This is a genomic window from Halomonas sp. NCCP-2165 (assembly GCF_023708045.1).
Lineage (GTDB): Bacteria > Pseudomonadota > Gammaproteobacteria > Pseudomonadales > Halomonadaceae > Bisbaumannia > Bisbaumannia pacifica.
Genome location: NZ_BRCY01000018.1, coordinates 60,011 through 75,795, shown reverse-complemented (window position 1 = coordinate 75,795; position 15,785 = coordinate 60,011). Strand labels below are relative to the sequence as shown.

The 15,785-nt window shown below is 68.4% G+C and carries 12 protein-coding genes; 5 read left to right on the top strand and 7 right to left on the bottom strand.

The genetic code is table 11. From position 1 onward, the window contains the following. Positions 1-116: 116 nt before the first annotated feature. The 5 genes from NFU04_RS10880 to NFU04_RS10860 form a co-directional block, all read right to left on the bottom strand. Positions 117-2,993 (bottom strand): FAD-binding and (Fe-S)-binding domain-containing protein, encoded by a 2,877-nt coding sequence (locus NFU04_RS10880; RefSeq protein WP_251309456.1) that lies wholly within the window; start codon positions 2,991-2,993, stop codon positions 117-119. Between the two features lie 10 nt (positions 2,994-3,003). Continuing rightward, a complete protein-coding gene (locus NFU04_RS10875) occupies positions 3,004-4,716 on the bottom strand; it encodes an L-lactate permease (RefSeq protein WP_251309455.1) in 1,713 nt (570 codons plus the stop codon). Between the two features lie 97 nt (positions 4,717-4,813). Continuing rightward, positions 4,814-5,467, bottom strand: a complete 654-nt coding sequence (locus NFU04_RS10870) for a LutC/YkgG family protein (RefSeq protein ID WP_251309454.1) — start codon at positions 5,465-5,467, stop codon at positions 4,814-4,816. Next, a complete protein-coding gene (locus tag NFU04_RS10865) occupies positions 5,464-6,915 on the bottom strand; it encodes a LutB/LldF family L-lactate oxidation iron-sulfur protein (RefSeq protein ID WP_251309453.1) in 1,452 nt (483 codons plus the stop codon). The genes NFU04_RS10870 and NFU04_RS10865 overlap by 4 nt, the downstream gene beginning before the upstream one ends. Then, complete coding sequence (locus NFU04_RS10860; RefSeq protein WP_251309452.1) at positions 6,912-7,670, bottom strand: (Fe-S)-binding protein; 759 nt, start codon at positions 7,668-7,670, stop codon at positions 6,912-6,914. The genes NFU04_RS10865 and NFU04_RS10860 overlap by 4 nt, the downstream gene beginning before the upstream one ends. Before the next feature lie 284 nt (positions 7,671-7,954). On the opposite strand from NFU04_RS10860, the gene NFU04_RS10855 reads away from it, so the two are divergent. From NFU04_RS10855 to NFU04_RS10845, 3 genes are read left to right on the top strand one after another with little or no spacing between them, the layout of a single operon-like run. Further along, positions 7,955-8,722 (top strand): FCD domain-containing protein, encoded by a 768-nt coding sequence (locus NFU04_RS10855; RefSeq protein ID WP_251309451.1) that lies wholly within the window; start codon positions 7,955-7,957, stop codon positions 8,720-8,722. Then, a complete protein-coding gene (locus NFU04_RS10850) occupies positions 8,719-10,599 on the top strand; it encodes an ATP-binding protein (protein ID WP_251309450.1) in 1,881 nt (626 codons plus the stop codon). The genes NFU04_RS10855 and NFU04_RS10850 overlap by 4 nt, the downstream gene beginning before the upstream one ends. Positions 10,600-10,605: 6 nt before the next feature. Then, the gene (locus NFU04_RS10845; protein WP_251309449.1) at positions 10,606-11,976 is read left to right on the top strand and encodes a sigma-54-dependent transcriptional regulator; all 1,371 of its coding nucleotides are present in this window, start codon (positions 10,606-10,608) and stop codon (positions 11,974-11,976) included. Positions 11,977-12,094: 118 nt separating this feature from the next. On the opposite strand, the gene NFU04_RS10840 is transcribed toward NFU04_RS10845, so the two are convergent. Both NFU04_RS10840 and NFU04_RS10835 read right to left on the bottom strand, forming a co-directional pair. Further along, complete coding sequence (locus NFU04_RS10840) at positions 12,095-12,775, bottom strand: metal-dependent hydrolase (protein WP_251309448.1); 681 nt, start codon at positions 12,773-12,775, stop codon at positions 12,095-12,097. A gap of 68 nt (positions 12,776-12,843) precedes the next feature. After that, positions 12,844-13,935: a LacI family DNA-binding transcriptional regulator gene (locus tag NFU04_RS10835; protein WP_251309447.1), complete on the bottom strand. Its 1,092-nt coding sequence runs from the start codon at positions 13,933-13,935 to the stop codon at positions 12,844-12,846. 152 nt (positions 13,936-14,087) lie between these two features. Between NFU04_RS10835 and NFU04_RS10830 the strand changes: the two genes are divergently transcribed. Then, positions 14,088-14,930: an ABC transporter substrate-binding protein gene (locus NFU04_RS10830; protein WP_251309446.1), complete on the top strand. Its 843-nt coding sequence runs from the start codon at positions 14,088-14,090 to the stop codon at positions 14,928-14,930. Positions 14,931-15,053: 123 nt separating this feature from the next. Beyond that, entirely contained in the window at positions 15,054-15,785 is a 732-nt protein-coding gene (locus NFU04_RS10825) for an amino acid ABC transporter permease (protein WP_251309445.1), read from the top strand.

Sequence of the window (15,785 nt, the reverse complement as noted above, 5' to 3'; positions counted from 1 at the left end):
AACAGAAACAAGCACTTTTGCCACTCATTGCCGCTGGCCACGATGTCCGTCGCCGGCAGCGGATGCGTACTTTACGGATTTCCCCCCGCCCCTGCAAGGACTTTGGTAAAAAACTTTCAGCCGGCCTCGACACCATCCTTCATCCGCGGGCGACTGGCCCGATCCAGCAGCGACAGGATCGAGCGATAAGGGATGCCACCATGCTGGCTCAGCCCGATCTCGCAGGTCCGGGAGTTGGAGTAGCCCGCCCCACAGCCCTCGACCTGCTCCGCCAAGCCGGTCAATGCCGAGGCATTGAGTTCCGGTACCGTGAAGCCCTTGTCGCCGGCGAAGCCGCAGCAACTGATCCCTTCCGGCACCACGACCTCCGTGGCACAGGCTTGGGCCAGGGTGGCGAACTTGTCGGCGAGGCCCATGCGGGTGCTGGAGCAGGTCACATGCAGGGCGACGCGCTCGCCCACCGGGACGATATCCAGCCGCGGCAGCAGGTAGTCATGCGCGAAGGCCACCGGCTCCAGCAGCGCGAGCCGCGCGTCGAGACTCTCCTGCATACGCAGGGTGCAGGGGCTGGTGTCGCAGAGCACCGGGTAGCGCCCGTTCTGGCTGGCGGCCAGCAGCTCCCGGTTGAGCTCCCGGGCCTTATGGGCCGCCTCGTCGAACTGCCCCTTGGACTGGAAGGCCATCCCGCAGCAGAGGTGGCCGGCAATCGCCGGGAGGATCACCTCGAAGCCGGCCTTCTCAAGCAGCGCTAAGGTGATCTCCATCACCGAACGCGACTCCTCGTCATCATGGGCGGCGCCGAATACCCGGGTGGCGCAGGAGGGCAGGTAGACCACCTTGTCACGCTCCGCCTTCTTGTCGGCGGTGACCTCGAGCACGCGAATCGGCGCCGCCTTGGGTAGGCTGGGCAGCCACAGCGGCAGGCGATCGCCGGAGGCACGCCGCGCGGCGCGAGAAAAGGCCGCCATGGCGGCCTCGCCCAGGATGGTGCGCCCGCCGCCGGCCAGGTTGAGCAGCCCACGAGCCACCCGCGTCGTGCCGGAGAAATGATGCCCGATGCGCCGCGCCAGCCGGGCCTGGCCCTGGCCATCTTCATGCCGCAGGGCGCGCACCAGGTCCCCGGTATTGATCCCTACCGGGCACTGGGTGGCACAGAGCCCATCGGCGGCACAGGTGTCGACGCCGTCATACTGATAGGCCCGGCGTAGCGTTTCCAGACGCGCCTCGTCGCGCTGCTCGCCCCGGGCCTCGAGCCGCGCCAGCTCGCGACGGATCACGATGCGCTGGCGTGGCGTCAGGGTCAGATGCCTCGATGGGCAGACCGATTCGCAGAAGCCGCACTCGATGCACTTGTCGACCAGGGCATCCGCCGCCGGCAGCGGCTTGAGGTTCTGCAGGTGCAGCTCGGCGTTGCGGCTCAGGATCACCTCGGGGTTGAGCAGGTTATCGGGATCGAAGAGCGCCTTGATCTTCCACATCAGCGCATAGGCGTCGCCGCCCCACTCCAGCTCCACATAAGGCGCCATATTGCGCCCCGTGCCGTGCTCCGCCTTGAGGGAGCCGCCGTACTCCACGCCCACCAGTCGGGCCACCTCATCCATCAGCGCCTGGTAACGCTCCACCTCACCGGGCTTCTCGAAGCCCTGGGGAAAGACGAAGTGCAGGTTCCCCTCCAGGGCGTGGCCGAAGAGGATGGTGTCGCCATAGCCGTGGCGCCGGAAGGCATCGGTCAGCGCCGCGACCCCCTCGTCGAGGCGCTCGATGGGGAAGGCCACGTCCTCGATCACCACGGTGGTGCCGGTCTCGCGCACCGCCCCCACCGCCGGGAAGAGCCCCTTGCGGATCTTCCAGTAGCCGGCGTAGGTGTCGGCGTCGCGGGTAAAGGTCAAAGGCTCCAGGGTACGGATGCCCTCCAGGGCGGCCTGCACCTCGGCCCGCCGTGCCAGGAGCTCCGCCTCGGTGTCGCCGCGCACATCGATCAGCAGGGCCGCCGCCCCCTCGGGGAGGCCACGCAGCGACTCCGGCATGCCGGGACGGTCCTGCACCGAGCGCAGGGCGGCGTGATCCATCAGCTCCACCGCCGCCACCGGGGTACGCTTCAGGGCGATGGTGGCGCGGCAGGTGGTGGCCATATCGGGGAAGAAGGCCAGCGCCGCCGCCTTGTGCGCCTCGTCCACCACGCTGCGGTAGGTGATGGCGGCGATAAAGCCGAGGGTCCCCTCGGAGCCGATCATCAGGTGCTTGAGGATCTCGATGCCGTCGGCATGGTCCACCAGGCTATTGAGGGCATAGCCGGTGGTGTTCTTGAGCCGATACTTGTGGCGGATCTTTTCGGCCAGCACGTCATTGGCGCGGGTCTCGGCGGCCAGCCCCTCGAGGCCCGCCAGCAGCTCGCCATGGCTCTCGCGGAAGGCCGCCACGCTGGCGGCGTCGGCGGTGTCCAGCAGGGTGCCGTCGGCCAGGATCACGCGGATATCGCGCACCGTACGGTAGCTGTTCTGGGCGGTGCCGCAGCACATCCCCGAGGCGTTGTTGGCGGCGATCCCGCCGATCATGCAGCTATTGATGGAGGCCGGGTCGGGGCCGATCTTGCGCCCGTAGGGCGCCAGCAGCCGATTGGCCCGGGCGCCGATCACCCCGGGCTCGAGGCGAATCGCCGCGCCCTGCTCCAGCACCTCGGCGCCCTGCCAGCCGCGCCCCAACTGGATCAGCACCGAGTCGGTAATGGCCTGACCGGAGAGCGAGGTGCCGGCGGCGCGGAAGGTCACCGGCAGCCGCCGGGCGCGACACTCGCCGAGCACCCGTTGCAGCTCTGGCTCGTCCTCCACCCGCACCACTAGCTGGGGAATCAGCCGATAGAAGCTGGCATCGGTGCCATAGGCCAGGGTGCGCAGAGGGTCATGGATCAGCCGCGCCTCGGGAAAGTGGGGGCGCAGGGCCTCCAGCAGCTCCCGATAGGCCGGCGCCAGGGTCTCCACGGCTGTCGTCTGCATCGTCTCTCTCCTATCCGCCGGTCGGGTTGCCCATCAGGGGATCCAGGCCGCCCGCCAGGCCCACGGCCAACAGCGCCAGGATACCCGAGGCGAGCAGATAATAGGCGGTGGGAATCACCGTCAGGCGCAGCACGCGTCCCTCGCGTCCCAGCAGCCCCACGGTGGCGGAGGCGGCCACCACATTATGGATGGCGATCATGTTGCCGGCGGCGGCACCCACCGCCTGCATGGCCACCAGCAGCACGCCGGAGACGCCCAGCAGGTCACCGACGCTGAACTGGAACTGGGAGAGCATCAGGTTGGAGACGGTATTGGAGCCGGCGATAAAGGCGCCCAGGGCACCCACGCTGGAGGCGAACAGCGGGTAGACCTGGCCCACGGCCCCGGAGACCAGCTCCGCCATGGCCACCGGCATGGAGGGCAGATCGGCGGCGTTGACCCCGGAGTTGATCAGGATGCGCACCATGGGAATGGTGAAGATCAGCACGAAACCGGCGCCCAGCAGGGTCCGCGACGACTCGCCCAGGGCGGCACGCAGCTCGTTGACGCGCATGCGATGCAGCAGGAAGGTGGCCAGCACCACCAGCACCATGATGCCGCCGGGGAGGTAGAGGGGCTGGATGCTGCCGGAGACCCCCGCCTCGCCGAGGATATCGCTCCAGCCGAAGGCCAGGAAGCCGGTAAAGAAGGCCTTGGCTTCCGGGAAGACCCGGGACACCACCAGCAGCAGCGCCAGCAGCAGGTAGGGGAGCCAGGCCAGGGCCAGGGGCATCGGAGACTTGCCGGTCAGGCTATCCAGCTTGATCTCGATATTGCCCATCCAGGCCGCGGGCCACTCGCTGGCCGGGGCGAAGTCCCACTGGGCCTTGGGCAGCAGGAAGCCGGCCTTGGCGGCGGGCAGCACGATGGCCATGCCCACCAGGGCGCCGATCATCGACGGGAACTCCGGCCCCAGGAAGACCCCGGCGGCGGCATAGGGCACCACGAAGGCGAGACCGGCGAAGAGCGCGAAGGGCGCCATGGCCAGCCCCTCCTTCCAGGAGCGATTACGCCCGAAGAAGCGGGTCAGCATCATGCACATCAGCAGCGGCATCAGGATGCCCACCAGGGCATGGGTGATCGCCACCCCGGAGGTGATCAGTTGGTAGAAGACCTCCCAGCTGGACCCCTCGGCGATCAGGCGCTCGCTGATGGCGACGCGATCCAGGCCACCGCTGACCCCCACCACGATGGGCGTACCCACGGCGCCGAAGGAGACCGGCGTGGACTGGATCATCATGCCGATCATCACCGCCCCCAGGGCCGGGAAGCCCAGCGCTACCAGCAGGGGCGCGGCCACCGCCGCCGGGGTACCGAAGCCCGAGGCACCCTCGATAAAGCAGCCGAACAGCCAGGCGACGATGATCGCCTGGACCCGGCGGTCGGGACTGATCGACGAGAAGCCGCCGCGGATGGCGGTGATCGCCCCGGAGTGCTTGAGGGTATTGAGCAGCAGGATGGCGCCGAAGATGATCCACAGGATCGCCGCGGTGAGGATCAGCCCCTGCAGCGCCGAGGCGGTGACCCGCAGCGGGCTCATCTCCCAGGCGAACAGGGCGATGGCCACGGTGGCCAGCAGCACCACCGGCATGGCACGGCGGGCCGGCCAGTTGAGCCCCACCAGCAGGACCCCGGCCAGGGCCAGGGGGGCGAAGGCGAGTAGCGAGAGTAGCGTGTCGTTCATAAGGTCTCCCTCGGGGTGCGGCGGCGAGCGGGGCGCAGGGGGCCCCGGGAGGCGCCGCCGGCGCCCCCTCTTTGTTATTGCTGTGGTTGGCGTCTTCTCAGTGGCGCAGCAGCACCACCAGCTCCCGGGGCCCATGAACCCCATAGGCCAGGGTCTGCTCGATATCCGCGGTCTTGCTGGGCCCTGAGATCAGCAGCGCATTGGTGGGCATTCCCTGGCCCCAGCCGTGCCGCTCCATGACGTCGAAGAGGGTCTCTTCGATCGCCTCGGCATCCAGCACGGCGATATGGATCGGCGGCACCAGGCTGAGCAGGCGCGGCTCGTCCGGGGTTGGCCAGAGCCACAGGCCGCCGGTCTCGGCGACGCCCCCGCCGGTGGAGGTCAGCCCCGCTTCCACCCGGTGGAAGAGCTCCTGCCGCCAGGCGTCCACCGGGCGGTCGGCGTCGACCAGGGTGACCTCGGCCTCGGCCAGGGCGACCCGGGCCTCGGCGGCGACCGGATGCGCCCGCCCCAGGGCCAGGCGGCGAATGCCCTTGTCGGCCAGCACCCGGGCCAGGGCCTGGGTCCAGTCGGCCCGCGGGGTGTGGATCACCTCGCCATGCACCGAGGTGATCCAGGCCTCGAAGCGGCGCAGGCGCTCCTCCCGGCTCCAGCCACGCCCGCTCATCACCGAGAAGTCGCTGACGTGAGGCGTCAGGGGGCCGTCGAGGCGCCGGCGAAGCCGCCCCAGGATGGTCTCTCGAGCGCTCATGATTGCCCCTCCTCGTCGGTGGCCGAGCGGTGACGCTTGATCAAGGCATGCAGGGAGTGCCGGGCGGGCCTGGGGGCGACGCGATGGTCGCTCCAGGGGCCCAGCTTGCCGGGCGTCAGGGGCCCCAGCTTGCCGGCCACGCCGGCGGCACCCCGCCAGGCGCCGGGGTGCGTCGCCAGCCACTGCCAGGCCTTCCAGGCCGCGGCCTCCGTCTTGGTACGCTTGCTCCCGGCACCGGGCACGTTGCCGCGCCCCTCCCCCACCGCCTCCCGGCGCAGCCGGGTCAGCAGGGAAGGAATCGGGATCTTCACCGGACACACCTCGCCGCAGGCGCCACACAGGCTGGAGGCGGTGGGCAGGTCCTTGGTGGCCTCCAGGCCCATCAGGTGCGGCATCAGGATGCTGCCGATGGGGCCGGGGTAGGTGGTGCCATAGCTGTGGCCGCCGACCCGGGTATAGACCGGGCAGTGGTTCATGCAGGCGCCGCAGCGGATGCAGCGCAGGGTGTCGAGGAGCTCATCGTCCTGATAGATAGCGGAGCGACCGTTATCGACCAGCACCAGATGGACCTCCTCGGGTCCATCCTGCTCGCCCGCCTGCCGCGGCCCGGAGATCATGTTGAGGTAGGTGGTGGCGTGCTGGCCGGTGGCGGAGCGGGTCAGCAGCGCATAGAGGGGCGCCACGTCGCGCAGCTGCTCGACCACCTTCTCGATGCCGGTGACGGCGATATGCACCGGCGGCACCGTGGTGGTCATGCGCCCGTTGCCCTCGTTCTCCACCAGGCACAGGGTGCCGGTCTCGGCCACCGCGAAGTTGACCCCGGTGATGCCCACGTCGGCGGCCATGAAACGCTCGCGCAGCTGGGCCCGGGCGGCGGCGGTCATGGCGTCCACGTCGCGGGTGCGCGGGATGCCGGTCTTGTCGTGCATGACATCGGCGATCTCGTCGGTATTGAGGTGGATCGCCGGCATGATGATATGCGAGGGAGTCTGGTCGTTGAGCTGCACCAGGTACTCGCCCAGGTCCGACTCCAGGGCCTCGATGCCCGCCGCCTCCAGGTGGGCATTGAGGTGCATCTCCTCGGTGACCATCGACTTGCCCTTGATCACCGCACGGGCACCCCGCGCCTCGCAGAGCTCGCGGATCAGCCGGCAGGCGGCCTCGCCATCCTCGGCCCAGTGCACGCGGATGCCATTGGCCTGGCAGTTGGCCTCGAGCCGCTCCAGCAGGTCCGGCAGTTGGGCCAGGGCGCGCAGCCGCACGCTGGCCCCCAGCTCGCGCAGCGCCTCCAGCTCCCAGTCGGCGAAGGCCTCGCGGCGCTTGCCCATCAGGCCATCCATGGCACTGCGAAAGTTGGCGCGGATCTGCGGATTGCCCAGGGCATCATGGGCCTGGCGATGAAAGGCCTGGGGCGTGAAGGTTTGCACGCCGGGAGTCTCGTCGCTCATCGGCCGACCCTCCGCCACAGGTAGGAGGCGATATGCTCGCCCTCGACCGGGGAATCCCGATGGGCGAGCCGCCCGGCGATATTCATCAGGCAGCCGCAATCGGAGGTGACGAAGCGCTCGGCCCCGGCCGCCTCGATGGCGCGACTCTTGTCCTCGACCATGGCCGCCGAGACCTCCGGATGACGCACCGCGAAGGTGCCGCCGAAGCCACAGCACTCGGCGGCGCGCGCCTGCTCCACCAGGGTCACTCGGCCCAACTGGGCGAGCAGCGCCGGCCCGGTCTCCGCCAGTCCCATCTCGCGACGGGCGCTGCAGGAGGTGTGCATGGCCACCGCCTCCGGGGCACCGCGATCCTCCAGCTCGAGGCGGCAGACATGCACCAGGAACTCGGTCAGCTCGAAGACCCGCCCCGCCAGCTCGTTGGCCTTGGCCTCGAGGGGCGTGCCGGCAAACAGCTTGGGGTAGTGGTGGCGCAGCATGCCGCCGCAGGAGCCGGAGGGCACCACGATGGGCCAGGGCTCGGGGAAGAGATCGAGCTGAGCCGCGGCCACGGCCCGGGCCTCGTCCTGATAGCCCGAGGTATAGGCGGGCTGGCCACAGCAGGTCTGATCCTCGGGGAAGTCCACCGCGATGCCCTCCCGCTCGAGCAGGCGCATGGCATCGAGGCCGGCCTCGGGGAAGAACAGGTCGACCAGGCAGGTGCCGAAGAGGTAGACCCTCGGCGGTTTGGGGGGATAACACTTGATGGGGGTCATGGCGTCTCCTGGGGCAGGATGCATGGTCACCGCCCTCGACGGGTAAATTGGTAAAACCAATTTACAGATAGCGTTGAGGCACCTTAAAAGGCCGCCAAATGCCGTGTCAAATGCCGCCGCCCAATTTACCACTTATTCCTGGCTAGACTTTAGTCGCAGGTCAGATACCGACCCGATAACCCGATGAAAATCGAGGAAAAGTCCAGACACCCCGAGTTTGCCTCGAGGCGGGATGATGCCTTAGGATTGGTATTACCAATTGCATTATCGCGACGCAGGACGCCATGACCTACCAGACCGTCAAACAGCCCCGCCTCGCCGACGTGATCACCGAACGCCTGGAGTCGATGATCATCGAGGGCAGCCTCCAGCCCGGCCAGCGCCTGCCCCCGGAGCGGGAGCTGGCGGAGCGCTTCGGCGTCTCGCGCCCCTCCCTGCGCGAGGCGATCCAGAAACTCGCCGCCCGCGGCCTGCTGACCAGTCGCCAGGGCGGCGGCACCTTCGTTACCCAGGAGCTCAATACCCGCTACAGCGACCCGCTGCTGGAGATGCTGGCCCGTCACCAGGAGTTTCACCTCGACCTGCTGGAATTTCGCGATGCCATGGAGGGGCTCTCCGCCTACTATGCGGCGCTGCGCTCCACCCCCGCCGACAAGGCCCTGCTGGTGCAGCGCTTCGAGGAGCTGGAGGCGAGCTTCGCCGGCCGCGACCCGGAGCAGGAGGCCAAGGCGGATGCCGCCTTCCACCTGGCGATCGCCGAGTCGGCCCATAACGTGCTGCTGCTGCACACCATCCGCGGCATCTTCCATCTGCTGGAGAAGAGCATCGTCGACAACCTGGCCTACCTGTTCGAGAAGCCCGACTCGCGGCCCCGGCTGATGGAGCAGCACCGCGCCCTGCTCGAGGCGATCCTCGCCGGCGACGCCGAACAGGCCCGGGAGCGCGCCCATGAGCACCTGGTGTTCGTGGAGGAGGGGCTGCTGGAGCTGGAACGGGCCGAAACCCGGGCCCAGCGCGCCCTGCGCCGCGCCCAGACCCATGGCACCCCATGAGTCGTCGCGTCCTGCGCCTGACCCTGGCCCTGGTGATTCTGCTGGGCCTGGCCCTGGTGATCTGGCCGGCGACCCGAATCGCCCGGGACCAGGCCCTGGAGCGCCTGCAGGAGGAGGCCGACGACGAGCTGCGCCTCTCGGTGGCGGGGCTGCGCGGTCACCTCTCCCGCCACGAGTACCTGCCTCAGCTGCTCGCCTCCCGGGAGCCGGTGCGGCGCTTCCTGAGCGCCCCCGAGGCGCATCGCGCCCAGGCCATCAATGAGCGGCTGGACGGCTTCCGAGCCATCGCCGAGGTGTCGGACGTCTACCTGCTGGACCGCCACGCCGACACCCTGGCGGCCAGCAACTGGCACCGCCCCGACACCTTTATCGGCCAGAACTACCGCTTCCGCAGCTACTATCAGGACGCCATCGCCGGTCGCGAGGGGCGCTTCTACGGGCTGGGCGTGCAGTCACGGGAACGGGGGTATTACTTCTCGGCGCCGGTGTGGCTCCCCGACGACGAGACCGACCCCGCCGGGGTGATGGTGGTCAAGGTACTGCTGGATGCCCAGGAGAGCGCCTGGGCCGAGCAGCACGCGGAGCTGCTGGTGGTGGATGGCCAGGGCATCGTCTTCATGGCCAGCGAGCCGGCCCTGCGCCTGGCGGCCCTGCACCCGTTGAGCGCCGCCGAGCGCCAGCGACTGCTGGCCACCCGCCGCTATGCCGACGAACCCCTGCCGCCCTCGGGCCTGCGACGACTGGAGCCGCGCGGCGAGTACGGCGACCTGGTGACCTTCGATCGGGGCCCCCTCGACGGTCAGGCCTTCCTGCGCCAGATCAGTCCCCTGGCGGAGCTGGGCTGGGAGATGCATATTCTCAAGCCGCTGGCGCCGGTGCAGGCCGCCCAATGGCAGGCCGCCCTGCTGGCCGGCGGGCTCTACGGCATCCTGGTACTGGGCGCCGGCGTGGGCTGGCAGCGTCAGCGCCTGCGCCGCCAGCGGGAACACTTCGCCGAGCGCGAGCGTCACACCCTGGCCCGGGCCCGGGACGAGCTGGAGCGCAACGTGGCGCGCCGCACCCACGACCTGGTGGAGACCAATCGCCGCCTCTCCGACGAGATCGAGGAGCGCAAGCGTGCCGAGGCCACCCTGCGCCAGACCCAGGACGAGCTGATCCAGGCCGCCAAGCTGGCCATGCTGGGTCAGCTGGCCGCCGGCATCAATCACGAACTCAACCAGCCCCTGGCGGCGGTGCGCTCCTATGCCGAGAATGCCCGCGCCTTCCTGGCCCGTCAGCAGGCCGAACGCGCCGATGCCAACCTGGCCGAGATCGTCGAGCTCACCGGGCGCATGGCGGAGATCAGCGCCCAGCTCAAGCAGTTCTCCCGCAAGAGCGGCGAACAGTTGACCAGCGTCTCGGTGAGCGACTGCTTCGGCTACGCCCTGCGCCTCTACCGGGCCCGCCTCGACCAGGATGGCGTGACGGTGGAGCGCCACTGGCCCGAGGCACCGGTCTGGGTGCGCGCCGACCTGGTGCGCCTGGAGCAGGTGCTGGTCAACCTGATCGGCAATGCCCTCCAGGCCATGGCCCAGACGCCATCGCCGCGGCTGATCCTGGGCATCGAGACCCAGGGCGACGAGGTGCGTATCGAGGTGGCGGACAACGGCCCCGGCATCCCGGCGGCGAATCTGCCCCGGATCTTCGAGCCCTTCTTCACCACCAAGTCGCTCGGCGCCGGCCTGGGGCTGGGGCTGTCGATCTCCTCGCGGATCATCACCGACCTGGGTGGCCGCCTGCAGGCCGAGACCTTGCCCGAGGGCGGCGCCCGCTTCACCATTCGCCTGTCCCGGGACCGATCCCCGGAACCGTCCGAGCCCCATGCCCCCCAGGAGTGACACCCCATGGATAGCGCCGATGCCCCGCCGGTCCTGATCATCGACGACGAGCCTCACCTGCGCATCACCACCGGCCAGACCCTGGAGCTGGCCGGCTACGCGCCCCGGGCCCACGAGAGCGCCGAATCGGCCCTGGCCGCCCTGCCCGTGGACTTCCCCGGGGTGGTGATCAGCGATATCCGCATGCCCGGCATGGATGGCATGGCGCTGCTCGCCGAGATCCGCCAGCGCGACCCGGACCTGCCGGTGATCCTGATCACCGGTCATGGGGATATCTCCACCGCCGTGGAGGCGATGCGCCAGGGGGCCTGGGACTTCCTGGAGAAGCCCTTCGCCGGCGAGCGCCTGGTGGAGATGGTGCGTCGAGGCATCGACAAGCGCCGCCTGAGCCTGGAGAACCGCCGCCTCAAGGCCGAGCTCGAGGCCCAGCAGGGCGCCCCGGGGCCACGCCTGGTGGGACGCACCCCGGCCATGCAGCAGCTGGCGGCCATGGTGCAGCGCATCAGCCGGGTCGAGGCGGACGTGCTGCTGTTCGGCGAGACCGGCACCGGCAAGGACCTGGTGGCCCGGGCCCTGCACGCCCGCAGCGCCCGGGGCGAGGGTCCCTTCGTGGCCATCAACTGCGGCGCGGTACCGGAGAGCATCATCGAGTCGGAGCTGTTCGGCCACGAGAAGGGTGCCTTCACCGGCGCCCTGGAGCGGCGCATCGGCAAGTTCGAGTACGCCAACGGCGGCACCGTCTTCCTCGACGAGATCGAGTCCATGCCCCTGGCATTGCAGGTCAAGCTGCTGCGGGTGCTCCAGGAGCGCTGCATCGAGCGCCTCGGCGCCAACGAGCCGGTGCCCCTGGATATCCGCGTGATCGCCGCCACCAAGGTGGACCTCAAGGCCGCCGCCGAGGCCGGCGGCTTCCGCGAGGACCTCTACTACCGCCTCAATGTGGTGACCCTGCCGATCCCGCCGCTGCGCGAGCGCCGCGAGGATATCCCGCTGCTCTTCCAGCATTTCGCCCTGGTGGCCGGCAACCGCAGCGACCTGGAGGCGCCGCCCCTGGATGCCGCCGGCATCTCGAGCCTGCTGGCCCACGACTGGCCCGGCAACGTGCGCGAGCTGCGCAACCTGGCGGAGCGCTATGTGCTGCTGGGCGCCGCCTACGATTACCGCCTCGAGGCCCTGCTGGAGGGCGCCACCCCGGACAACGGCGGCCTGCCCCTGCCCCGGCAGGTCGAGCTGTTCGAGAAGAGCCTGATCAGCCAGGCGCTGATCAGCCAGCGGGGCAGCGTCCCCGGCGCCTGCGAACAGCTGGGCCTGCCCCGGAAGACCCTCTATGACAAACTGAAGAAGTACGGGCTGCGCGCCGAGGAATATCGCCATTGAGAGGGAGCCCCGTAGGTCGAATAAACGAGCCTATGGCGAGTGCATCCGACATGCCGGCGTTGGGTGCGCTCGCCTTGGCTCGCTTACCCAACCTACACGGAGCCGCCTCGAAGGGAAGCTACTGCCAGCGCGGTAGCAGATAAGCGCCCTGGCCCAGCAGCTCGATCAGCGAGGGCCAGGGGGGCAGCCAGGGCAGCAGGCCCACCGCCAGCAGCAGCATCAGTGCCGAATTGCCCGGCTCGCGCAGGTCGCAGAGTTTCAGCGCCGAGCCGAAGGAGCGCTTGATACGCGCCCCCACCAGGTCGACGCTATAGAGCTCATCCAGCAGCAGGTGGATCACGCAGCCCAATAACAGCGCCAGCCCCTGGGCCCAGGCCAGGCTCGCCTCCTGGGCCAGCAGCCGGTAGCTCAGGGCCGTGGTCACCAGCCCGCACCAGGCCGCCGCCAGCAGCGAGTGCCAGATGCCGCGATGCACGGTAAAGCGCTTGAAGATGGCACCGGCCAGGTGGCGTACCCCCAGATAGAGCCCGCCACAGGCCACCAGCAGCTCGCCGGGGGTGAGCCGCCCCTGCAGCAGCAAGGCGCCCCCCACCACCGCCAGCACGGCAAACAGGTTGAAGATCAGGCGAATCGCCCGGGAATGATCGGAGTCGATATCCGGCAGGATGCCGCCGAAGGCCACCAGGGCCAGCAGCGGCAGGGCCTGGGCCGCCGACCAGAGCCCGATCTGCCAGCCGCCATAGGCGCCCACGGCGCCCACGGCGCTGGCCACGCCGAGATGGGTATGAAAATTCGCCATGCCGGCGAGGGACTCCCGATAACTGGATAAATAACCAGATTATCGCCCGGCATGGCCCGAGAAAACAATCAGTTGTCACAAAACCCTTGTCGAGTGTCTTCGCCAGGCGGAGCAAAGGAGTCGCGCGGCACCAGCCGCGCTTCAAACCCAGGCATGGGGCCAGGCTCCTGCCCACGAATGCGCGCGATGGTGCGCCGCGCCACCTCCTGCCCCATCTCGTAGACTGGCTGCGCAATGACCGTGAGCGGCGGATCGACCAGCTCCGTCCAGGGGAAGTCGTCGTACATCAACAACGACAGGTCTCGCGGCACCCCAAGCGAACGCCGTCGACACTCCTTCAGAACCGCCAGGGCGATCAGATTGTCCGAAGCCACCACCGCGGTGGCCGGCTCCTTCACGTCCAGGAGCTCGGCCATGATACTGGCCACCTGTTCCGCTCCTACGGCATTGAACTTCACCAGGCCTGGGTCGAAGTCCACTCCCGCTCGGGTGAAGGCTTCCTCCATGCCGGCGATGCGCTGAGCCACTGGTGATACCCCGAGGATATCGCCGCGGCGATAAGGTGGCTGCCCGTGTATGCTGGTGAGATAGGCAATGCGCCGGTGGCCGAGCGCCAACAACGCCTGGGTGGCCTCCCGCGCAGCCCCCACGAAGGATGCACTGACCGACTCGACCCCCAGCCCCTCGATCTCCCGGTCGAACAGGGTCAGTACTCGCCCTTCCTCCACCACCTGGCGCAGATGATCGATCTGGCAAGGCTCGCAGGGCACTACGATCAAGCCGTCCACTCGCTTGTCGACCAGCACCCGAACCGCGTCTTGCTCGGCGCCGAGCTTCTCGTCGGTGTTAGTGAGGATCACGTCATAGCCCTGCTCCTTGGCCAGGTCCGAGATGCCCCTCAGGGCAAGGCTGAAGTAGGGATTCTCGATATCCCCCACCACCACGCCAAGGGTCTGGGAGCGGCCGGTATTCATGCTGCGCGCCAGCTGATTGGGACGATAGTTGAGCCGTTCCGCCGCCTCCGTCACCCGCGCCATTACCCTGTCGCTCACGGCACCATAGCCGCCCAGGGCACGTGCCGCCTGGGCTTTCGACACCTGGGCCTCGCGGGCCACATCCGCCACGGTGAAGGCACGCTTGCTGGTTGGTGGTGTTGTCATTTTCGGAGTCCCACTCTAGAGGTTGACGATATCTTAACGCCGTGACTACACTGATCCCACCCAATGAGACCGGTCTCAATCATGCCTCAATGAGACCGGTCTCACAAGGTGAGACCCCTGACACCACAAGAACTAGACAGGTAGACATCATTATGAATTTTCCTTCCTCCCTCTCCCGGGCGGCGGCCGCCCTAATCACGAGTGCGGCTGTCACCCTGGCCGGCTGCGGCGACAGCTCTCCGGAAGCCACCGTCGACAACCCCTACGGCTTGATTGAACCCGGCCAGATCCGGGTAGCCAGTCTGGGCGATGCCAGGCCCTACACCTTCACCGACGAAAGCGGCCACTTCACCGGTTTCGACGTGGAGTTCTTCACCGAGGTGGCCAACCGTATCGGCATCGAGGACGTGGTATTCACCGGCCAGGACTTCACCGGCATCCTTTCCGGGGTGGCCAACGGCCGCTTCGACGTTGGCGTCGCCGCCATCGGCATCACCGAGGAGCGCCAGCAGACCGTCGATTTCTCCGAGGGCTACCTGGCCGGCTACCTCTCGGTGGTCACACCCGAAGATTCCGGCATCGAGGACATCGCTACCCTCGCCCACCATCGCCTCGGCGTCGTCCAAGGCACCCTCCAGGAGGCCTACGCGGTACAGCACTTCACCGATACCGACCTCGTGCGCTTCCCCGACAACAACTCGGCCGTTTCCGCACTCAACAGCGGCGCCGTGGACGCCCACTTCCTCGACTACGAGGCGGCCAAGGACTACGCCGAGCGCTTCGACCTCATTCACGCCGCGGATATCCCCTCCTTCGACGCGCCCGCCGGTTTCGCCATCGCCAAGGACAAGGACGCCTTCAAGGTCGCCCTCGACGAGGCCATCCTCGCGGCCATGGAGGACGGCACCTGGAAGCGCCTCTACCAGAGGTGGTTCCCGGGCTCGCCGATTCCCGACCAGTACCTGCCCAGCGCGGAACGCGACACCCAGTCCTGACTCGAGGGGCCGACCTCGCGGCCCCTGCCAGACCCCTTTCCAGAACGCTACAGAGAGCCGGCCATGGACTTTCTCGATACACTCGCCAGGACTTTCCTCGACTTCGAAGCGATGGCGGCCGTCTTGCCCCATCTGCTTCAGACCGGGTTGGCCAACACCCTGATCATTTCCCTGTGGGCCACGGTGCTCGGCACCGCCCTGGGGCTGCTGCTGGCCATCATGGGCATCTCGCCCTCACGCTGGCTGAAGACGCCGGCGCGCATCTATACCGACATCTTCCGCGGCCTGCCCGCCATCCTCACCATCCTACTGGTGGGGCAGGGCTTCGCCCCGCTCAGCCAGGAACTCTTCGGGCCCACCCCCTATCCCCTCGGCATTCTGGCCCTGAGCCTGATCTCCGGCGCCTACATGGGCGAAATCTTTCGCTCCGGCATCCAGAGTGTCGACAAGGGGCAGATGGAAGCCTGCCGGGCGCTCGGCATGAGCTACGGCCGAGCCATGCGCCTGGTGGTCATCCCCCAGGGCATCCGCCGCGTGCTGCCGGCGATGGTCAACCAGTTCATCTCCAACGTGAAGGACTCCTCGCTGGTGTACTTCCTCGGCCTGCTGGTCAGCGAGCGCGAGCTCTTTCGCGTCGGCCAGGACGCCGCGGTGCTCACCGGCAACCTGTCGCCGCTGGTCCTGGCGGGACTGTTCTACCTGATCATCACCGTGCCCCTGACCCACCTGGTCAACCACATCGACAACCGCCTGCGCACCGGACGCCGTCCCAGTACGCCCACCAGCGGGCTGAAGGAACTCGATGAACTGCCCTCCCACGGTACTCCGGCGATGACCCCGGCAAGCGAGCGATAA